Below are 21602 nucleotides of genomic sequence, written 5' to 3'. Positions count from 1 at the left end.
GATCAACTATAATAAAAGGGTTAGGACACGCGTCGGGACATCACCGACGCTTATTTTGTGAGTAACCTGCGAACCTGTGGGAAGTTTAGTAGATAAGATAAAGAATTGAATTTGGAAAGGATATGGATACAAACCATGCATTCAAGAGAACACATTCGCAATATTGCGATTATTGCCCACGTCGACCACGGGAAAACGACGCTTGTCGACAAATTGCTGCAACAGTCCGGTATTTTCCGTGACCATGAAACGTTACAGGAGCGCGCCATGGACTCCAACGACTTGGAGCGCGAACGCGGTATTACGATTTTGGCCAAAAACACAGCCATTACTTATAAAGACTATCTCATCAACATCGTGGACACACCTGGACACGCCGACTTTGGCGGCGAGGTAGAGCGGATCATGAAAATGGTCGATGGCGTACTGCTCGTTGTAGATGCTTACGAAGGCTGCATGCCGCAAACGAAATTCGTTTTGCGCAAAGCGCTGGAGCACAACTTGACGCCGATCGTCATCGTGAACAAAATCGACCGTCCTGCCGCACGTCCGGCGGAAGTCATCGATGAAGTGCTTGACCTGTTCATCGAGCTGGGCGCGAACGACGATCAACTGGAGTTCCCGGTTGTTTATGCTTCGGCATTGAACGGTACATCCAGCATGGAAGATGACCCTGCCAAGCAAGATGACAATATGATGGCGATTTACGATACGATCGTAAGCCACATTCCTTACCCAACGGAGAACGTGGAAGAGCCGCTGCAATTCCTCGTTACACTGATGGATTATAACGAATACCTGGGCCGTATCGCGATCGGCCGCGTGAACCGCGGAGTGATCAAGCAAGGCCAAGCGGTTACCGTCATTATGCGTGACGGCAAGAGCAAATCTGCGCGCATCGAGAAACTGTTCGGCTTCCAAGGCCTCAAACGTGTTGAGATCGAAGAAGCCGGAGCAGGGGATATCGTTGCGATCGCAGGGATCAAGGACATCAATATCGGTGAAACGATCGCAGATCCAAACCAACCTGAAGCGCTGCCGGTTCTGAAAATCGATGAGCCGACCCTGCAAATGACGTTCCTCGTGAACAACAGTCCTTTTGCAGGCCGCGAAGGTAAATGGGTGACTTCCCGTAAACTGCGTGAACGTTTGCTGAAAGAATTGGAAACCGACGTGTCCCTTCGCGTTGAAGATACCGACAGTCCGGATGCATTTGTCGTTTCCGGACGCGGTGAGCTTCACCTGGGGATTCTGATCGAAAACATGCGCCGCGAAGGATATGAGCTTCAAGTATCCAAACCGGAAGTTATCGTCAAAGAAATCGACGGCAAAAAAATGGAGCCGGTTGAACGCCTGTTGATCGACATTCCGGAAGACAGCATGGGTGCCGTTATGGAAAGCCTGGGCTCGCGCAAAGCGGAAATGGTAAACATGGTCAACACGGGCAACGGTCAAGTTCGCCTCGAATTCTTGATTCCTGCACGCGGCCTGATTGGATACCGTACCAACTTCCTGACGCTGACTCGCGGTTATGGCGTAATGAACCATGCGTTCGACAGCTATGCTCCACTGATCGGCGGTCAAGTGGGCGGCCGTCACCAAGGCGTATTGATCTCGACGGAGAATGGTACAACGACGTTCTACGGCATGATCGGCGTCGAAGATCGCGGAACGCTCTTCCTGGAGCCGGGAACCGAGGTTTACGAAGGCATGATCGTCGGTGAGCACACGCGTGACAACGACATCGTGGTTAACATTTGCAAAGAAAAACAATTGACCAACGTCCGTTCCGCAACCAAAGACGATACCGTAAAAATGAAGACGCCAATGATCTTCTCCCTGGAGCAGGCACTTGAATATTTGAACGATGACGAGTATTGTGAAATTACGCCGAAATCTGTTCGTCTGCGCAAAAAGATCTTGAATAAGAGCGAGCGCGAGCGTGCCGAGAAACAACGCAAAATGGCACAAAATAACGCTTAAGCCTGACCAAAATAAAATAATAAGTTAATGTTTGATGGTGGGTTCACAAAGAAGGTGCTTCTTCCTGCAAAAGTAGTGAAGGGAGCGGGATCGATTCTGTAGAAGCAAAGCGTCCGCCTTTATCCCGGATTTTCTCCTTATGTATGTTGATCAAAAAAATCCGGTGATAACGAAGGTCGGAAGAACGACCCGCAACCGGAACGGCCACTTGGCAGGCAGATGCACCGGGTTTTGACTCATCAGCAATGTGTTTAACTTATATCACCCAAGCATGATTTGCGAAAGGAGCTGGCTATGCATGCAAGCATGGTTCGCGTCACACCCGATCGTAGCCTACATCGTCATCTTTGTGCTGATTACTTACGTGTATAACAAGGTGTTTCGGGTTCGTCAGAAATTACCGCTCGTTAAGGAAATCTTTCTGTATATTTTGATGGCGATGGGCACATTCATGCTTCTTGTTTTTCAGATCGACAAGCTGCCGATCATCCAGTGCCTGCTTGTGGCCGTAGGATTGATGCTGCTTGTGCGGATCAGGTATTTTATCGAAGGCCGACAAAAGAAAAAAGCGGAATCCACCGCACGTAATTCATGACATATGCCCGTATATACTTCCGTTTTCCTTCGGGGAAACGGTTGTCTTTTTAAAGGCAAAAAACAGATGTGATAAAGGTGTTGAGGATATGAACTCGAATTCGAACGGGCTTCCTCCGCGAAGGAAGGCAGCCGGAACAACAAGCCCTTCCGGATCGAATAACGGAAAGAAAAAGCCGCCCAAGAAGAAACGGAAACGTACCTTTGCCAAAGTTGTATTGGGCTTGCTTTTCATCTGCATCATTGCAGGCGGAGGGTACTTGTATTGGATCTATAATCAAGTTGCCCACACCGGAATTGACAAACCTGTGCCTTCCGGCATGGAAGCTCAAAGCAAACCGTTGACGATGCTTCTGCTGGGTACCGATAATCGCCCGGAGACCGGAACCTATCTGTCAGACGTGGTGATGGTTGCAGCGATGAATCCGGCTACCAAAACGGCCACCATTGTTTCCCTGCCTCGCGATACACGCATCGTCCTGGATGGATATAAAAGCAACAAACTGAATGCTTATTATCCAAGATTCAAGGCACAGGAAAAAACAAGCGGCAAAAAGGCCGAGGACCAGATGAAGGACATGATGAGCAAATATCTGGATGTCGATATCAATTACGCAACAGTCTTGAATTTCCAGGCATTTCGGGATGGCGTGGATGCGGTCGGCGGCGTGGATGTCACGGTGGACAAAAACATGTGTTACCGCGATACGGCAGATGGAACGGATATTAATCTCGTGGCAGGCCCGCAACATTTGGATGGCAAAAAGGCCCTGGATTTTGTACGTTACCGGAAATCGAATTGCAGCCCGAAAACGGCGGAATCGAATGATTTTGACCGCAATCAACGTCAAAACCAGGTGCTGAATTCCATGCTTGACCAGCTGAAATCGTTAGGTGGCATAACGAAGATTAGCAAAGTGATCGGTGCGATCGATAACAACATGACCACCGACGTGGAATCCGACCAGATGAAAAATCTGATTGCAACCTACTGGAATATTTCCAAAGAAGACGTGCATTACACGCCGGTGACCGGCGAATGGAAAAGCCCTTATGTTTATATCAATGAGACGGAGCTGGCAAATGCCAAACAAGCCTTGAAAGATACCCTTGAAGGCAAGGTGACCGCCGCTTCGAAATCGGAATAGACTGCACGGTAGGGATTGGAAGCTTGATCTATCGTATGTTATAATATCTTTAATCATCAAGCTCCAAAGCACTTGCAACATGCACATCTGCATCATTTGAAGTGGCCTAACGTGATTCTATTAATACGGGTTCTATAGGAATAAATCTACAATGAAATGAACAAAGCATGGCATGATGAGGTTGGGGAGGCTGGTTCGATGTCTGAAGCTGTCACACAATTGACTGAATCCCTTTTGCAGCAATTCAAAAGCGAGACGTTTGTGCTGCTGGCTACCGTTGATGCGGAATCCGGCGGACCCACGTCAAGCGTAATCTCCTGGATTTATGCGGAGAATGCTTCTACGCTTCGTATTGCCCTTGACCATCGTTCCCGTCTGGTGAACAATATCATCCGCAACCCGGCGATTACCGTTACCGTTTTTGGAGAAAGCACGATATACGCCATCAACGGTCGTGCCTCGGTGAGACAAGATCCGCTGCAAGAGGTTCCGTTCAACATGTGCTGTTTCGACATTTCCATCGAAGCGGTACGTAATGCTCTTTTTTATGGAGCCGAATTGGCCTCCGTACCTCAATATGTCAAAATATATGATCAAAGAGCTGCAGAGAAACTCGATCAGCAGGTCTTTGCTGCCATGAAAAAAGCCTAGTGAGAGATCACTGGGCTTTTTGTTGCTTTCTGTCAGAAGAATGCAGTTGCTGCATATGTCTTTCCGTATTGACGTTTTCATTCGGATTTTGGCGTACTTTGACGTCTTTGGGCAATTGGGGGATGATTCGGCCGACGATGTCCGAAAGCTCTGATGCAAAACCGGATACCGGATTGCCTTTGCGGATATGCTCTCCGATTTCTTTGATTCGTTCGGAGACGTCCGCATCTGCGGTTACGATGGAATCGACGCCCTCCGGATCTTTGCGCAATGCTTCGGCCACGGAATATTTAATCGTACCTACCCGTGCCCGATCAAGCTTGCCATCCACATCGATGCCGACAATGGCCGTATTGCCGAAAATGACGCAATTGGCATCACGTACGCCTTCGACCTTCTTGGCCAACGTTTTCAGATGAGTGATGCGTTGTTCATGGGGCATTTTGCCCGTTTGGTTTACGTTTTCGGCCTCACGAACGGTTTGGCCTGACCTTTCATTGGCACGGTGCGTGTTTGCGGATTCCATCCGACGATTTTCAGTATTCAGACTGTGGGTTCCTCCCTGGAGATCTTGCCGAGTTGCTGCATGTTCACGGGTATTCGTGTTTTTCTCCTGCGAAGCACTGCGTGTGGTTGTGCTGCAACCTGTAAGTATAAAGATCAGAAGCAGCGCGCAAATCCAACCTTTCATGAATGTTCATCCTTTCCTGTAGTTTTTCAGAATGGTTGACAATTATTTTGTCCTACACGAATACATTTATGTATGGGAGGATGATTGTCCATGCCGCTGCTGAAAGATCAACCGATCTACGCCTTTAACGACGCCGCTTTGGAGGGGATTGAATGAAAAAGATTTTTGTATTGGATACCAACGTGCTTTTGCATGACCCCAATGCCATATTTGCCTTTGAGGAACATGAGGTCATCATTCCCGCGGTTGTGCTTGAGGAGATTGACTCCAAAAAAAGAAATGCTGACGAAATTGGCCGTAATGCCAGAAACGTGTCCAGGTTGCTGGATGGTTTGCGCGAGTTAGGACACTTGCATAGCGGGGTGCCGCTTGGCAGCGGAGGCAGTCTCAAAGTGGAACTGAATCATCGCAGCTTCGTTAAGGTGCAGGAAATGTTCGGCGAGATATCCAACGATAATCGGATTTTGGCGGTTGCGCTGAATTATCAGATCGAAGAAAACGAAAAGGAGAATGCAGAGACTCAGGTGGTCCTGGTCAGCAAAGACGTGCTTGTTCGCATCAAGGCCGATGTACTCGGACTGGTCACTCAGGATTACTTGTCGGATCGGACAGCGGGGCCGAGCGAGCTTTATTCGGGTTATACAACGCTTAAAGTCCATCCGTCGGTAATCGATGAGTTTTACACATATCGTTTCTTGCCGATTAAGCCGCTGCAATTGCCTTATATGCTATATCCCAACGAGTTTGTGATTCTCAAGGACGAGATGGGAACCAACAAATCGGCGTTGCTTAAAGTGAACGGAGAAGGAACCCGGCTTGAACCACTGTATTTGAGCAATGATAATGTGTGGGGAATTGTGGCCCGAAATGCACAACAGCGCATGGCCCTGGAATTGCTTTTGAACGACGATATTCCTCTGGTAACCATTACCGGCAAGGCGGGAACAGGGAAGACGCTGCTCGCTTTGGCAGCCGGATTGCTCAAGGTGGAGGATGACCATAAATACAAAAAGCTGTTGATTGCTCGTCCCGTTGTTCCCATGGGCAAGGATATCGGTTATTTGCCGGGAGAAAAGGAGGAGAAGCTGCGTCCATGGATGCAGCCGATCTATGATAATTTGGAATTTCTGTTCGATACCAAAAAAGCCGGCGATATCGACAAAATATTGATGGGGCTTGGCAGCATCCAAGTTGAGGCGTTAACGTATATTCGCGGCCGGTCCATTCCCGGACAGTTCATCATTGTGGATGAAGCACAGAACTTGTCGAGGCATGAAGTGAAAACGATCGTATCACGCGTCGGCGAAGGCAGCAAAATCATATTGATGGGGGATCCGGAACAGATTGACCACCCCTATCTTGATTCGGCAAGCAATGGACTGACGTATGTAGTAGAACGGTTCAAACAGGAGGGAATCAGCGGGCACATCATGCTTGAAAAAGGAGAGCGCTCCAAGCTGGCCCAACTCGCTGCTGATCTGCTGTAATCGGATGACATGGAACTATTTCCCGGAAAATGATTGGTCCAAACCGGCTCCTAGAGCCGGTTTTTTGCTGAAAAAAGATCGAATGGATATTGGACAGAACGCGTTATGCTCAAAGTATGGCAAAAAGCCGGAAGGCTGTTTTTTAGCATCAATAGGACAATAGCATCATTTTTTTGTTACAATGAATGTTGCAGGAAAAACTAGGCATTGAGGGGGAGAATATTTAATGAAGCGGAGACATCAAGTGGTTTTGTTCGCCGTACTGCTGCTGTCGCTGACTATTTTGTCCCCGAGCTTTGATTTTCGAGGTACGCCATTGAATCCGGAAAAGAAACAGGAGGAAGATTCTTTTCCAGGGACCTCATCCAGAAACGAGGAGCAGCAAGCACCGGTAGAAATCGTTGTTTCCATGTCTTCAGAGGATTTCAAGCCATTTCAAGAAATCGCCAAGCAGGTTGCGGAATTGCAGCACGTAGAGATTCAGCTCCGAAATGTAGAACCAGATACATATAAACAGGTTTTAAATCAAGAGTTTGCGCTGGGAGAAGGCGGAGACGTCATTTTGATGGACAATGCAGAGGTGCAGCATTATGCCAAACGGGGGAATTTATATCCTCTAAATGGCACGTCTTTGGCCAAATCGGCGGGAGACACCGTTCTGCGCTTCAGGAAGAGTGCCGAGTGGAATGGCTATCAATGGGCAATGCCTTTTGATTTTGATGCATATGTTGTGGCATCCAGACCGTTCCTTATCAACAAAGCAGGACTGGATTCCCCCTTGCTCACCGCGGAGCAATGGAATGCATTTGTAAAAGGAAGGGGGGCATCGAGCCAGGAAAAACTGCTCGGATTGGATGCAAGCGATCCATTTGCGATCAGTGCGTGGCTGAATCAGATCCATCCAAAGCTTGTTCCGACTCGGATGAATCCTGCCAACTGGGCCGAACCCAACAAAGAAGAACGGGAAGCGCTGCAATTATTAAACACGATGCCAAAATATGTTGTAGCTTTCGATGGAAACGAAACTTCAGCAACTGCAGCGAATCCGGATCAGCTTCCGATGGTTGTCACATCATTGGCACAGTGGAAGAAAGGGAGCGAAGCGTCCAAGAAGGGGGGCGGAATCCTGGGAAGCCAGGATTCCAAGGCGTCCGTCACGTTGGCCGGACTTGCCATGGTTCATTCCAGAAGCTTCGTAATTACAGCCGGTTCATCCGTTTCCGAACATGCCAGCAAATGGATTGAAGGCATGACATCCGTTATCATTCAAGCCGAATGGTCCAGCCGTACAGGCCGAATGCCTGCCAGGCAGGAGCAATTGCATGCAGAAATGGAAATGCTCGAAAACCAATTTAAGTTAACGAACGGAGAAACATGGGGCAAGGGAGAAAGCATGCACGAAATCGGCCAATCCCAGCTGCACGATTACAGTACGAGTATGGAACAGCTGTTCCGGGGAAAACTAAAGGCCGAACAGTACGTGAAACGTATTTTGGAAATTCACGCGAACGGGTCAGAATGAGATGGCGAGCTTCACTTCAAGAACACCTTTGCTGGTCGATACATCCGTGGCTTTGACGAAGGATAGAATCTTCTGGGGATAGAAACCAAGATCGAATTCACGTTCCAACATGCGGCGGGTTGTATCGGGCAGTTCGAACTGGTTAAATACCAGTTTGTTCACATGAAATCGGATGGAATTTTGTGGCTCGTTTTCAACCGTGTAATGACCCTCGATGCTTAACTGCAGTTCGTCACGCTGTCCCGCGGCCGTAATCTTGTTCTCGTCAAACTGAAAAGCAAAGTTTTCAAAAATCGGATCTTGTTCGCGCAAAAATGCATTAAGTTCATCCTGCCCGATTCGAATCGTGTACGTCGTTCCTGTCGTGGAGATCCCCCCATTTTGCTCTTGGATGAACTGCGGCAGATTTTGCATGGCCGCTGCGAGCGCCTTGAAGTAACGTTTGACTTCATAAATGCCGATGTTTTCCCAGTAATTCGTCAATTCCTCCATCAGCTTCTGAATGGCCGCAGCATTATCGCTTTTGGCCAACTCGCCATCCACCTCGTTTTGAAGCGCGGCAACGCGTTTCCGCTGGTTCTGCAAACCGGCTTTTAAAACGTTTAATTCGTCGGTGGTTTCGGAAATCCGCAGGGAGGTTTGCAGCATGCTGTCATACCTTTCCTGGTATTTGTCGAGAACCGCCCGATCCCTGCCAATAATGATCTGATAATAATCATATAATACGAATAAATCCTTAAGCGATCTGGCACCCAAGACGGCCATAAGCAGGCTATCGCGTTCCCCCATATAATAGGACCTGACCACTTCCCCGGCCCGATCCTGTTGAATATGTATCTCGTTTTCCTGTTCCCGAAGCTGAACCTGCAGTAGTTGTTGCTCCTGGCCGAGCTGCTGCTGCCGTTCCTCGATCCGTTCAATCTCATGGTCAATCTCGACGATCGAAAGGCTTTTTTGCAGCAGGGCGCGAGTTTCCTCAGGGGAGTAATCTTCTCCATAAACATAGGTCGATGTAAGTTGTATGCATAACAAGGCACAGACCAGGGCAGCAATGGCGGATCGACCCTTCACCAGTTCATTCTCCTCTCTGTGTGAATAGTTTCATCGTACAAGCTTCAAGTCCTGAGAACAATATATGAAACCGAAAGCGGAATTATCCTCAATAAAAGCTGGCTGCTTCGTAGCGATGGTATGGAAATATTCCAAACGTACGTCAACAAACGGCAAAAAAGCAATCCGGCAGCAGCCGGATTGCTTGCATGATGGCGGATTAAAGCGGCAGTCCCATCTGGAATACGGTCCAATAGCTGAAACCGGTGAACGTTACGATCATATATCCCCAGAAGAGCAAGATGTATGTTCTCTCGGTAAATTTCAAATATCCCAAAATGACGAAAAACGCAGTCTGCAGGAAAAACAGCAAAGCCATTTCAACGAGATCTCCAGCAAAGGCCATGAGGCCAATAGTCAGCGTGAAGAAGCCGAGTACCCGAAACATGCGTGCCACGGTTAGTCCTCCTCTCTATGTACGTTCATAGATATACTTCCTCAACATTATACCGTTAAAGGAAATTCGTGTAAACCTAAACGGGGGTAAAAGGGGATTCTTTTCCGTCGGTGACAAGTTATATTTCACCCTGTTTTCATATGTTACGTATGGAGGCTAATAAATGTGGAAATACATTTTAGTATGAAATCAATTCTATGAACTCTATGAGAGGCATATGAATGAGTAAAGCAGCTTTTATGTCTGAATTCACACGACGGGCATCGGCTGGTGAATGGTTATTATGGATGTTGTTAGGAGGGTATATAGCATGACTGCAGTTAGACAGGATGCGTGGAGTACAGAAGATGATTTGATCTTGGCGGAGGTGACATTGCGGCATATTCGCGAAGGCAGTACCCAGCTTGCAGCTTTTGAGGAAGTGGGCGAAAAAATCGGCAGGACTTCTGCCGCTTGCGGATTTCGCTGGAACAGCTGTGTGCGCAAGAAATACGAGTCTGCCATCAGCAATGCCAAGGCGCAGCGCCAGAAACGGAGCTATCTCCGGAAACAGCCTGCCGTGCATGGCCCGCAAGTGGCCGCATTAGCGCCGATGGATACGGAAGAGAATGCGTATCAGACGGATGGAGTATCCGAAGAATCCCTATCGATGGATGCAGTCATTCGTTACTTGAGGCAATGGAAAGGGACGGTCCAGGAAACCAGCCGCCAGTTGAAGATGTTGGAGAAGGAACTGCGCGAAAAAGAAGACGAGTTAATGGAGCTTCGATTGGAGAACGACAGGCTGTCCAAAGAAGTCAGTGAAGTACAGACCGATTATCGTGTGGTGAACGATGATTACAAAGCATTGATCCAGATCATGGATCGTGCGCGCAGGCTTGCTTTTTTGTCCGAAGAAGAAGAAGAAATCAAGACTCGCTTCAAAATGGATGCCAATGGAAATTTGGAGCGGATTGAGTAGTTCGTTAATGATTCTGGACTACTCATTTGAACCAGCCCGTCACATCTCCGTTACAAACGGCGGATCAGACGGGTTTTTTGTTTCGTATTTTTGTTCTATTATAGATAGAAGAAAGGCATGATGAACGAAAAAAGAGGTGTCGCATGATTATTGATATTATCGGGGCTGGGGCACTAGGCCTGCTGTTTGGAACCAAGCTCCAAGCCGTACGGCACCAAGTCCGGTTTTGGACAAGAACGGAAGAGCAGTCGAAGCAGCTGCGCGCTCAAGGAATTCGGGCCCTCGAATCTGGCGGCGCCGTGCATGTGCTTTCACCGGAAAACGTCCAAGCACAGCCGATTTCCGGGCTTCTTGATGAATGGAATCGTGCTCCGGGTGATTGGCTGTTTCTAATGGTCAAGCAGACGGGAATGGATGAAGCGATTCAAAGCATGGACGGTCTACAAACCAAGCCGGTGAACGCAGTTTGTTTTCAGAACGGATTGGGACATATCGAAAAACTGGAAAAGGCGTTTCCTTCTTGGCGAATATTCAGCGCAGTCACGACCGAAGGGGCAAAACGCGATGGCGGGGATGTGCATCGTGCAGGGCATGGCCAAACTTGGATTGGCGAAAGCAAGGATGCCCGTGGAAATCAGTCGGCGAATGTCGGCCGAAGTTCGGCGGCGGATGTAGCCCTGATGCTGTGCCAGGCAGGATTTGACGGGATTGCGTCGAATCAAATCGAGAGGATGGTTCACAGAAAATGGATGATCAATGCGGTCATCAATCCGCTAACGGCATTGTGGAGAATACCGAACGGTGAACTGCTGTCGCGTGAGGAACGCATTGCTGTCATGCGCCAGCTGTATGATGAAGGAATGAACATTCTTGCTGCAGCAGGAATCGAAATGGACCCGGACTGGTGGGAACAGATCCTTTCCGTATGTCGATCGACGGCTTCCAATACCTCTTCGATGCTGGCAGATGTTCAATCCGGGCGCCGCACTGAAATTGAATCGATCAACGGCCAGTTCGTCATGCTTGCCCAGCGTTGCGGTTTGCCGGCTCCGATGCATGAAACGATGTATCGCCTGATTGAAGGCATGTAAACGGAAGGAGTGAGTTGATGGGAATTTTCATCGGATTGAGCGTGCTGCCCTTTTTCCCGTTTATCATTACGTATTTGGCCATGGTTGCATGGAAGAAGAACAAGCGGGCTGCTTTCAAAGTCGCAATGGACGTAACGACTCTATTTTTGATTTTTTCGGTCTCGGCATTATTCAATTTGACATTTGATACGCAATTTGGATTTTATTTGACCCTTCTCCTCATACTAATCGCGCTGGGACTGATCGGAGGAGCCCAAAATAGGCTTAAGGGCAGGGTCGATGGGGTTCGAATGTTCCGGGTCGTTTGGCGCATGGCTTTCGTCGTGATGAGTTTCTCTTATATTCTATTTACTGTATTTGGGCTTTTTAGATATTTCATCAATATCATGTGAGCATACATAACACAAAAACTTCGAAAACGGTGTCGAATTTGTCGAAAAGTGAAAAAAAACATTACTTTCTGAAAAAGTAATGTAGATTTTTTTGACCGGTGGTTGTATAATCTATAAACATAAACCACATCAATTTAGGGGGAAAGTGTTAGATGAAAAGGAAAAGTCTATTAGTCCTTTTGACGCTGATTTTGGCGTTCGGTACCGTACTTGCAGCGTGCGGATCGAAAAATGAAGGCACAAGCAGCAACAACAACACAGGAACTGGTTCTGCAGGCGAAGAAGCCGGTCTTGCAAAAGACCAAGTGCTCAAAATTAACCTGACAGCTGAACCTCCTACGTTGGACCCGGCACAAGCAAAAGACAGCCAAACCAACACGGTTCTGAAATTCTTGTATGAAGGCCTCGTTCGCATTGACGCTGACGGCAAAGAAGCTGCAGGCGTTGCTAAAGACTGGAAGGTTTCTGAAGACGGCCTGAAATATGTGTTTAACTTGGACCCTGAAGCGAAATGGAGCAACGGCGATCCAATCACTGCGGAAGACTTCGTTCGTTCTTGGGAACGCGCTTTGAAACCGGAAACAGCATCTCCTTACGCTTATCAGCTTTACTACATTAAAGGTGCGGAAGGCTTCAACCGCAGCACTGATGAGTCGTTCAAAGGCGAAAAAATCACTGATTTCTCCCAAGTTGGTGTGAAAGCTACCGATGAGCATACACTGGAAGTAACTTTGGAAAACCCAACGCCTTACTTCTTGGGTTTGACAGCATTCTATACGTACTACCCAGTACACAAGTCTGCTGATACAAACGACAAGTTCTTTACGGATTACAAAAACATGATCGTTAACGGACCGTTCACAATGGATTCTTTCCTTAAAGGTCAAAAAATCGTTGTGAAGAAAAACGAATCTTACCATGCTGCAAGCGAAATCAAACTGTCTGAAATCAACATGTCCCTGACTAGCAGCAGCGCATCCGAACTGCAAGCTTACAAATCCGGTCAATTGGATTACACGGGTGCACCTAACGGTGAAGTTCCTACGGATCAAATCCCGTCTGTAAAAGCTGAATTGCCGGACGAGTTCAAAGCTACAGGTATTGCAAGTACGTATTACTATTTGTTTAACGTAAATGAAGCACCTTTCAACAACAAAAAAATCCGTCAAGCTTTCGCGATGTCGATCAACCGTCAACTGATCGTTGACAAAGTAACGCAAGGCGGACAAATTCCGGCATTCGGTTTCGTTCCTCCAGGTATCCGCGGTGAAAACGGCGAATTCCGTGACGAACACAAAGACGACTACTTCAAAGAAGACGTAGAACAAGCTAAAAAATTGCTTGAAGAAGGTATGAAAGAAGAAGGCTACACAACTTTGCCGCAAGTTACTTTGATCTACAACACAAGTGACGGTCATGCGAAAATTGCTCTGGCGATCGCTGATATGTGGAAACAAAATCTTGGCGTTGACGTGAAAACGGAAAACCAAGAGTGGGGCGTATTCCTTGAGAACCGCCAAAACCAAAACTTCCAAATCGCTCGTGCGGGATGGTCTGCGGACTATAACGATCCGTACAACTTCTTGGAAATGTGGACAACTGGCAACACAAACAATGATCCTAAATACAGCAACGAACAGTTCGACAAAGACGTTAAAGCAACTGTGAAAGAAACTGATCCTGCTAAGCGTATGGCTGCATTTGCTGACGCTGAAAAAGTCCTGGTTCAGGACGACATGGCGGTCCTGCCAATCTACTATTACACTAACGTATCTTTGACTAAGCCTTACCTGAAAGGCGTACAACTTGATTTTAGTGGAGCGATCGACTTCACTCGCGCATATTTGGAAGCGAAGTAAAGTTGTTCTGAAGTCTATATGAATGCTTCGGGATATATATGTGGTTTTCCATATATATCCCGATTTTTTTGTATGTGAGCCGATTTTCCTTATAATTCTTGAAATTTCCGATAACTGGATTGGACAAGACGCATTGTCTAATTCTACAATCGATTTGTATACAAAATATTGTTTTTGGAGGTGTGCAAGGGTTGGTTAAGTATGTTTTGAAAAAACTGCTATTCGTGCTGCTATCGCTTTTCATACTGGCATCGGCAACATTCTTCTTGATGAAAGCCATTCCGGGAGACCCTTTTACCTCCGAGAAAAAGGTGTCTCCTGAAATCCGGGCATTGCTCGAGCAGAAATACGGATTGGACAAATCCCTGTTTGAGCAGTATTTGAAGTACATGGGCGGGATCGTGCAAGGTGATTTCGGCGTTTCCATGAAATACCTGAATCAGGACGTTTCCGATATGATCGTTCAAACGTTTTCGGCTTCGTTGCGTCTCGGCATCTTTGCGATCATCATTTCGATCGTCGTGGGGGTACTGCTAGGTTTGTTGGCGGCAGTCTACCACCGCAAGCTGATCGACGATATTACGATGGTACTTGCCGTCATCGGGATCGCCGTGCCGAGCTTTTTGCTGGCGTCGCTGATCCAGTACGTGTTTGCCTACAAGTTGGGATGGTTCAACGTCATGGGCTTCGATGGCCCGCTTGACTACGTTCTCCCGGTAGCCGCGCTTTCGGCATCCCCGATCGCGTTCATTGCCCGTTTGACCCGTTCTAGCATGTTGGAAGTATTGCATGCGGATTATATCAAAACAGCGAAAGCCAAAGGTTTGAAATGGCCTGCTATCATGTTCAGACACGTTGTGCGTAACGGCATTTTGCCGGTCGTAACTTATGTGGGTCCAATGACTGCAAACATCATCACCGGTTCGGTCGTTATCGAGCAAATCTTTAACATCGGCGGTATTGGTAAAGTGTTTGTCGAAAGTATTACAAACCGTGACTATACGATGATTATGGGGATCACGATCTTTTACGGCGTTCTGTTGATGCTCGCTCGTTTCTTGACAGATATCGCCTATGTACTGGTTGATCCTAGAATTAAGCTGGAAAGCAAGAAGGGGGCATAACGTTGTCTGGCTCAAATAATAAAAATGCACAAACGGCGAATGCTGCCCCGGCGGTAAAATCGCAGGAAAGCGTATCGCTGTGGAAAGACGCGATGTACAGGCTGGCAAGCAACAAAGTTGCGATGATCAGCTTGGGCGTTCTCATCCTTGTTGTTCTTTTTTCGATCATTGGTCCAACTTCGATCTTTACAAGCTACAACTATTACTCCAATGATTTGTTGAACGCCAATATGGCGCCAAGCGCAGAGCATTGGTTCGGCACGGACGAACTCGGCCGTGATATTTGGGTAAGAACTTGGGTCGGTGCACGGGTATCCCTGACGGTCGGCCTGGCGGCTGCCTTGATTGACCTTGTGATCGGGGTCATTTATGGTGCGATCATGGGTTTTTACGGCGGACGCGTAGACGGAATCATGAACAAGTTCTCCGAAATTTTGTACTCTCTTCCTTATATGTTGGTTGTTATCCTGCTGCTGGTCGTTCTGGAGCCAAGCTTGACAACCATTATTATCGCATTGACGATTACCGGCTGGATTAGCATGTCCTGGATCGTTCGCGGGGAGATCATGCAGCTGAAAAACAGAGATTTTATTCTCGCCGCACGCTCGATGGGTGCAAGCACGGGACGCCAGTTGTTCCGTCATTTGCTGCCTAATGCGGTTGGCCCGATTATCGTTACATTGACATTGTCTATCCCGAATGCGATCTTTGCGGAAGCGTTCCTGAGCTTCCTTGGTCTGGGTGTATCCGCTCCGAGATCTTCCCTGGGATCGATGATCAATGACGCTCTTACAGGCTGGACGCTGTATCCTTGGCGGATGTGGTTCCCTGCCGGCCTGATGGTATTGACGATGCTTGCTTTCAACTTGCTCGGCGACGGACTCCGGGATGCGCTGGATCCGAAATTACGTAAATAGAAATAGGAGGTGGGATTATGGAGACGATTTTAACAGTCAAAGATCTGAGCGTTTCGTTTAAAACGCGCTCGGGGGTATTTGATGCCGTAAAAAATGTTAGTTTCGAATTAGGCAAAGGAGAAACGCTGGGAATCGTTGGTGAGTCCGGTAGTGGTAAAAGCGTTACCGCTCAGACCATCATGAAGCTGATCCCCTCCCCGCCTTCCATCGTTAAAAATGGAGAGATCGTTTTTCAAGGTCAGAGCCTATTGAATAAAACGGATAAAGAAATGGAAGCGATTCGCGGTAAAGATATCGGTATGATTTTCCAAGATCCGATGACATCGCTCAACCCAACGATCAAAGTCGGTAAACAAATTACCGAGGTGCTTCGCAAGCATCAGAACATGTCCAAAAAGGAAGCGGAAGCCCGCGCCCTGGAAATGCTCAAGCTTGTCGGCATCAAAAACCCGGAAATCCGGATGGGGCACTATCCGCACCAATTTTCAGGTGGTATGCGTCAGCGTGTAATGATCGCCATTGCCTTGGCTTGCCGCCCATCATTGCTGATCGCGGACGAACCAACTACAGCGCTTGACGTAACGATCCAGGCTCAAATTCTGGATGTTATGAAAGACATGCAGCAAAAGCTCGGCACTTCCATCATGCTGATTACGCATGACCTTGGCGTCGTAGCAGGTATGTGTGACCGTGTCGTGGTCATGAAAGAAGGCGAGGTTGTCGAAACAGGTACAACCGATGAAATTTTCAGCAATCCTCAGCATCCATACACGATTAAATTGCTGAACGCTCTGCCGCGTTTGGATGAGCCTAAAAAGGAAAAACCGACTCCGGTAGGCATTGTTAAAGGGGAAAATAAACCTCTCGTGCAGGTTAAAAACCTCAAACAATACTTCAATCTGGGCAAAGGCAACATCCTGAAAGCCGTTAATGATGTGAGCTTTGACATTTTCGAAGGGGAAACGCTGGGCGTTGTAGGCGAGTCGGGTTGCGGTAAATCGACAACCGGCCGTACGATTCTGCGTTTGTACGAACCATCGGGCGGAAACGTAAACTTCAACGGAACGGATATTTATAAGCTGTCTCCCCGCAAGATGAAAGAAATGCGCAAAGACATGCAAATGATCTTCCAAGATCCATATGCATCGTTGAACCCGCGTTTCAATGTCATGGATATTATCGGTGAATCTTTGGATATCCACGGTTTGGCTTCCAGCCGAGCAGAACGGAAAAAACGGGTAGAGGAGCTGCTTGACCTGGTCGGGTTGAATCCAAGCCATGCGCTGCGTTACCCGCACGAATTCTCGGGTGGTCAAAGACAACGGATCGGGATTGCACGCGCCTTGGCCGTTGACCCTAAATTCATTATCTGTGACGAGCCGTTGTCGGCGTTGGACGTTTCGATTCAGGCTCAGGTCGTCAAATTGCTGGAAGAACTTCAGCAGCGTCTTGGCCTGACTTACCTGTTCATTGCGCATGATCTTTCCATGGTTAAACATATCAGTGACCGAGTTGCGGTAATGTACATGGGGAAAGTGGTGGAACTGGCAGAAAGCGAAGAGCTTTACTCCAATCCGGTGCACCCTTACACCAAAACGCTGCTGTCGGCGATTCCGGTTCCGGATCCCGAGGTGGAACGCAGCAAACGCCGCATTTTGCTTCCGGACGAACAATCCGGACCGATTCAGAATGCTTCGGGCGGTCCTGTAAACGATCCTTACAATCTGCAAAATGCCCAATTGATCGAAGTATCCAAAGGGCACTGGGTAGCAGAACCGTACGTATAATATGTCATCAAGCCAGATGCCATTATCGATTTAATCAAACCGCCGAGCGATCGGCGGTTTTTTGTTTTCAATTGTTATCATAGTTAAAGCTGGAATTTAAGGGAACAAGGCATACTTTCTTTTGACGTAGAGGCCTACTATTGAGTACAATCAAGAAAGGCTCTTTGAAGCAGAATAGGAGGCAGACCTCATGAAAGGAATACCCGAGGCGCTCCGCAGCGGATCACGGCTGGCTGAAGATTATATTTGTTCGCGTGATGCTGTGAGAGCCCTTTATGAATATGACGTTCACTTTGATTCCAATCTCTCGGCGCGTGCCCAATGGCTGGATGAAACCGAACACGCGCGAGTGCATCGTCAGAATCTGGTGGAATACTTGAGTATATATAATCGGCGTTTGAACGATCACCCGGAAGTTCGTCAATCGCTGGAACGATTGAGCCAGCAAGGTGCGCTGGTTGTGACGGGCGGACAGCAGAGCGGTCTTTTTACAGGTCCGTTGTTCGTTATTTACAAGGCTGCCAGTGTGATTGCGGCTGCACGCGAAGCCGAAGCCAAGCTCGGGCGTCCTGTCGTGCCTGTTTTCTGGATTGCTGGTGAAGACCATGACTGGGACGAGGTGAATCACACGTTCTTGCCCGACCGCAATGGGAACATCGTCAAAGTAAAGCTGCACGGGCGATTTAGCGGACGGGATTCGGTGAGCAGCGTTCATGTGGATGCAGACCAATGGAAGAATGCCATCGAGCAGGTGGAACAGCTCTTGCCTGATACAGTACATAAACCGGGACTGGTTAAACTGCTTAGGGACATTCACGAATCCAGCTCCAATCTCAGCGATGCGTTTGCCAGAATGTTGTCCGCCCTGTTCGGAGGAAGCGGGCTTGTTCTTATGGATGCGGCAGAGCAGGGACTGCGGGCGTTGGAACAACCGGTGTTTGCGAACATGATTCGCAAGAACGATGTGCTGCGACACGCTTATTTGCAAGGAGCTTCCCAGGTTGTGGGGGCTGGCTATGACATGCCGGCAGAAGTTGCCGAAGACGGGGCCAATTTGTTCTACATCCATCAGGGCGCACGCCTGTTGTTAACTTACAAGGATGGCTTATTCGGCGATCGGAAGGGACTGGTGTCCTTCACGGAAGATCGGCTGCTTCAGGAGCTCGCCGAACATCCCGAACGTTTCAGCAACAACGTGCTGACAAGGCCGTTAATGCAAGACTCTGTGCTGCCGGTTCTGGCCGTTATTTTGGGACATGGAGAGATCGCATATTGGGGATTGACCCGTGAAGCCTTCAGACAGTTTGGTTTGCAAATGCCCATTCTGTTGCCGCGTCTTTCTTTTACCATTTTGGAAGACATCCACCACAAACATATGCAGCAATACGGTCTTTCGTTTCAGGATGTTCAGTATCGTCTTGAAGAGCGCAAGCAGCAATGGCTGGACGGCCAGGAAACGTTGGCTGTGGAGGAAGAGTTTGCAAAAGCACAACAGGCTATAGAAACCGTGTATCGGCCCTTGCTGGACCGATTGGCGGAAATCCAAGCCGGACTTGGACGAATCGGCGAAACCAATTTGCGCAAGATTGGAGAACAGGTCCAATATATGCAGCAGCAGACGCATCGGGCCATTGCGGAGAAACATGAGGCGGGGCTGCGTCACTGGAATGGTATCCAGGCTTCCCTTTTCCCAACGAACAAACCGCAGGAGAGGGTCCATAATGTTCTATTTTACTTGAACCAGTATGGTACAGAGTGGATCGAGCGTTTGATTGGAAGCCAATCCGAATTCACCGGGCAGCACCAGGTCATCCGGTTGTAATCGAAAGCTCGAAAAGATATAGAAGCAATCACATGTTTAGGAGGATGAAGGTATGACTACACCTGCTTTGCAGAACAGCATTGTTGCTGATATGGCGCTTGCGCCGGAAGGTCATCTTAAAATCGATTGGGTAGAAGCGCACATGCCGGTGTTGAATCGCATTCGCCGTCAGTTTGAACAGGATCTTCCTTTCAAGGGACTTAAGGTATCCATCTGTCTTCACCTTGAAGCCAAAACGGCGTATTTGGCCAAGGTCATTCAAGCGGGGGGAGCGGAAGTCACCATCACCCACAGCAATCCGCTGTCGACACAGGATGATGTGTGCGCCGCACTCGTTGAGGACGGAGTGACCGTTTATGCAAAGCACAATCCGGGCGCGGAGGAATTCAAAGCACTGCAGATTCGTGCGCTTGAAGCCAAGCCGGACCTGATTATCGACGATGGCGGCGATTTTGCTACCATTCTCGCATCCGAACGGCCAGACCTGGCCGCAACGATTCGCGGCGGGGCAGAGGAAACGACAACGGGCATTATTCGCCTGAAAGCGTTGGCGAAAGAAGGCGAACTGAAATTTCCGATGGTTGCGGTGAATGACGCCTATTGCAAATACTTGTTCGATAACCGGTACGGTACGGGACAGTCTGCATTTGACGGAATCATCCGTACGACCAACCTGGTTGTTGCGGGAAAAACGGTCGTTGTTGCGGGGTATGGCTGGTGCGGCAAAGGCGTGGCCATGCGTGCCAAAGGACTGGGCGCGAACGTCATCGTCACCGAGATTGATCCCATCAAGGCCGTGGAAGCGCATATGGACGGGTTCCGGGTCATGCCTATGCTGGAAGCTGCCAAGCTTGGCGATTTCTTCATCGCGGTAACGGGCAACAAAGACGTTATTACAGGCGAGCATTACGATGTCATGAAAGACGGAGCCATTCTTAGCAACGCAGGCCACTTTGACGTGGAAGTAAACAAGCCAGAGCTTGCCAAGCGATCGGATTCGATTCGTACCGTGCGCCGCAACATCGAGGAGTACCGCTTCAAGGATGGACGCAAAATGTACCTTCTGGCGGAAGGACGCCTTGTCAACCTGGGCGCGGCGGACGGACACCCGGCCGAAATCATGGACACAACGTTTGCGCTTCAAGCTCTTGGCCTGCGCTATGTAAGTGAGAATTATGCGGATTTGGGCAAAAACGTGGTTAACGTGCCTTATGAAATTGACCGCCAAGTCGCCAGCTACAAGCTGGAGAGCCTTGACATCGCGATCGACGCCTTGTCGCCGGAGCAAGAGAAGTATTTGGACAGCTGGAAGTTCTGATTCCGGGTCGGGATATCGATCATGGCGCGAGACACCAGAAATTACTTGCAGAACATCTGGTTCGAAAGGTATAAAATGATGTAGATGTGGCATGTACGGCATCGTACAGTCACTGCCAGGGAAACGCCTTTGGTCCTGAGTACGGGATCAAGGGCGTTTTTTATGTTTTTTTTCATGATTACGAATATTTGGGGAAATCAAGATAGGAAAGAAGGGTTTTGATTTTTTTTTGCGAATCTATTATGCTTAGGTGGTGGAAAGTGGGGCAAAGTGGGGAGAATGGGTGAGGAGTGAGTGGGCCAATGTTTATGGGGGAATTCCAACATAGCATTGATGACAAGGGCCGGATCATTATCCCGGCCAAATTCCGCGAATCCTTAGGGCCTTCTTTCGTTGTCACACGTGGGTTAGACCAGTGTCTTTTCGTGTATCCCATGGATGAATGGGGAATCATGGAACAGAAGCTCAAGGCACTGCCTTTGATGAAATCCGATGCGCGCGCGTTTACCCGGTTTTTTTTCTCGGGGGCTACCGAATGCGAATTGGACAAACAGGGCAGGGTAAATTTGCCTGGCAACCTCAGGGAGTATGCCAAGCTGGACAAGGACTGCGTGGTTCTGGGCGTGTCAAACCGGGTGGAGATTTGGAGCAAAGGCATATGGGAGAACTATTTCAATCAATCCGAAGAAGCATTCAACGACATCGCCGAGAAGCTGGTCGATTTTAATTTTGATTTATGAAGCAGGAG

The 21602-nt window shown here is 48.5% G+C and carries 19 protein-coding genes; 16 read left to right on the top strand and 3 right to left on the bottom strand.

Going from position 1 to position 21602, the window contains the following annotated elements:
* The first annotated feature begins 135 nt into the window (after window positions 1-135).
* From typA to RSX24_RS21265, 4 genes are all read left to right on the top strand, one after another.
* Window positions 136-1983 (top strand): translational GTPase TypA, encoded by a 1848-nt coding sequence (gene typA / locus RSX24_RS21280; protein ID WP_236416652.1) that lies wholly within the window; start codon window positions 136-138, stop codon window positions 1981-1983.
* 298 nt (window positions 1984-2281) lie between these two features.
* Entirely contained in the window at window positions 2282-2578 is a 297-nt protein-coding gene (locus RSX24_RS21275; RefSeq protein ID WP_236416651.1) for a YlaH-like family protein, read from the top strand.
* A gap of 88 nt (window positions 2579-2666) precedes the next feature.
* Complete coding sequence (locus RSX24_RS21270; RefSeq protein ID WP_343261719.1) at window positions 2667-3725, top strand: LCP family protein; 1059 nt, start codon at window positions 2667-2669, stop codon at window positions 3723-3725.
* Window positions 3726-3923: 198 nt separating this feature from the next.
* The gene (locus RSX24_RS21265) at window positions 3924-4376 is read left to right on the top strand and encodes a pyridoxamine 5'-phosphate oxidase family protein (protein ID WP_236416649.1); all 453 of its coding nucleotides are present in this window, start codon (window positions 3924-3926) and stop codon (window positions 4374-4376) included.
* A 7-nt stretch (window positions 4377-4383) separates the two neighbouring features.
* Here RSX24_RS21265 and RSX24_RS21260 read toward each other — a convergent pair whose 3' ends face one another.
* Window positions 4384-5067 carry a YhcN/YlaJ family sporulation lipoprotein gene (locus RSX24_RS21260; protein ID WP_236416648.1) on the bottom strand — a complete coding sequence of 228 codons (684 nt, stop codon included), beginning with the start codon at window positions 5065-5067 and terminating at the stop codon, window positions 4384-4386.
* A 152-nt stretch (window positions 5068-5219) separates the two neighbouring features.
* Between RSX24_RS21260 and RSX24_RS21255 the strand changes: the two genes are divergently transcribed.
* Both RSX24_RS21255 and RSX24_RS21250 read left to right on the top strand, forming a co-directional pair.
* Entirely contained in the window at window positions 5220-6554 is a 1335-nt protein-coding gene (locus RSX24_RS21255; RefSeq protein WP_343261718.1) for a PhoH family protein, read from the top strand.
* Window positions 6555-6780: 226 nt separating this feature from the next.
* Window positions 6781-8076 (top strand): ABC transporter substrate-binding protein, encoded by a 1296-nt coding sequence (locus RSX24_RS21250; protein WP_343261717.1) that lies wholly within the window; start codon window positions 6781-6783, stop codon window positions 8074-8076.
* Here RSX24_RS21250 and RSX24_RS21245 read toward each other — a convergent pair.
* The gene (locus tag RSX24_RS21245) at window positions 8068-9147 is read right to left on the bottom strand and encodes a hypothetical protein (RefSeq protein WP_343261716.1); all 1080 of its coding nucleotides are present in this window, start codon (window positions 9145-9147) and stop codon (window positions 8068-8070) included. The two genes, RSX24_RS21250 and RSX24_RS21245, sit on opposite strands and share 9 nt — an antisense overlap.
* A gap of 199 nt (window positions 9148-9346) precedes the next feature.
* Window positions 9347-9583, bottom strand: a complete 237-nt coding sequence (locus RSX24_RS21240; protein ID WP_095289941.1) for a DUF2626 domain-containing protein — start codon at window positions 9581-9583, stop codon at window positions 9347-9349.
* A gap of 310 nt (window positions 9584-9893) precedes the next feature.
* Here RSX24_RS21240 and RSX24_RS21235 point away from each other — a divergent pair, with 310 nt between their 5' ends.
* The 10 genes from RSX24_RS21235 to mraZ all read left to right on the top strand — a co-directional run bounded on the left by RSX24_RS21235 (window position 9894) and on the right by mraZ (window position 21594).
* Window positions 9894-10544: an RsfA family transcriptional regulator gene (locus tag RSX24_RS21235; RefSeq protein WP_236416643.1), complete on the top strand. Its 651-nt coding sequence runs from the start codon at window positions 9894-9896 to the stop codon at window positions 10542-10544.
* 143 nt (window positions 10545-10687) lie between these two features.
* On the top strand, window positions 10688-11635 hold the full coding sequence (locus RSX24_RS21230) for a ketopantoate reductase family protein (RefSeq protein ID WP_343261715.1): 948 nt from the start codon (window positions 10688-10690) through the stop codon (window positions 11633-11635).
* A 17-nt stretch (window positions 11636-11652) separates the two neighbouring features.
* Complete coding sequence (locus tag RSX24_RS21225) at window positions 11653-12027, top strand: DUF3397 domain-containing protein (RefSeq protein ID WP_236416641.1); 375 nt, start codon at window positions 11653-11655, stop codon at window positions 12025-12027.
* 152 nt (window positions 12028-12179) lie between these two features.
* Entirely contained in the window at window positions 12180-13886 is a 1707-nt protein-coding gene (locus tag RSX24_RS21220) for a peptide ABC transporter substrate-binding protein (protein WP_339273850.1), read from the top strand.
* A gap of 191 nt (window positions 13887-14077) precedes the next feature.
* Window positions 14078-15010, top strand: a complete 933-nt coding sequence (locus RSX24_RS21215) for an ABC transporter permease (protein ID WP_236416639.1) — start codon at window positions 14078-14080, stop codon at window positions 15008-15010.
* A gap of 2 nt (window positions 15011-15012) precedes the next feature.
* Window positions 15013-15927, top strand: a complete 915-nt coding sequence (locus tag RSX24_RS21210) for an ABC transporter permease (protein ID WP_236416638.1) — start codon at window positions 15013-15015, stop codon at window positions 15925-15927.
* 17 nt (window positions 15928-15944) lie between these two features.
* Window positions 15945-17714: an ABC transporter ATP-binding protein gene (locus tag RSX24_RS21205; RefSeq protein ID WP_343261714.1), complete on the top strand. Its 1770-nt coding sequence runs from the start codon at window positions 15945-15947 to the stop codon at window positions 17712-17714.
* A 190-nt stretch (window positions 17715-17904) separates the two neighbouring features.
* Entirely contained in the window at window positions 17905-19536 is a 1632-nt protein-coding gene (gene bshC / locus RSX24_RS21200) for a bacillithiol biosynthesis cysteine-adding enzyme BshC (RefSeq protein ID WP_343261713.1), read from the top strand.
* Between the two features lie 52 nt (window positions 19537-19588).
* Complete coding sequence (locus tag RSX24_RS21195) at window positions 19589-20854, top strand: adenosylhomocysteinase (RefSeq protein WP_236416635.1); 1266 nt, start codon at window positions 19589-19591, stop codon at window positions 20852-20854.
* Between the two features lie 302 nt (window positions 20855-21156).
* Window positions 21157-21594 (top strand): division/cell wall cluster transcriptional repressor MraZ, encoded by a 438-nt coding sequence (mraZ, locus tag RSX24_RS21190; protein WP_236416634.1) that lies wholly within the window; start codon window positions 21157-21159, stop codon window positions 21592-21594.
* The last annotated feature ends 8 nt before the right edge of the window (window positions 21595-21602 follow it).

Source organism: Paenibacillus hubeiensis, from assembly GCF_032334105.1.
Lineage (GTDB): Bacteria > Bacillota > Bacilli > Paenibacillales > Paenibacillaceae > Paenibacillus > Paenibacillus hubeiensis.
This window is presented reverse-complemented; position numbering and strand designations above follow the sequence as displayed.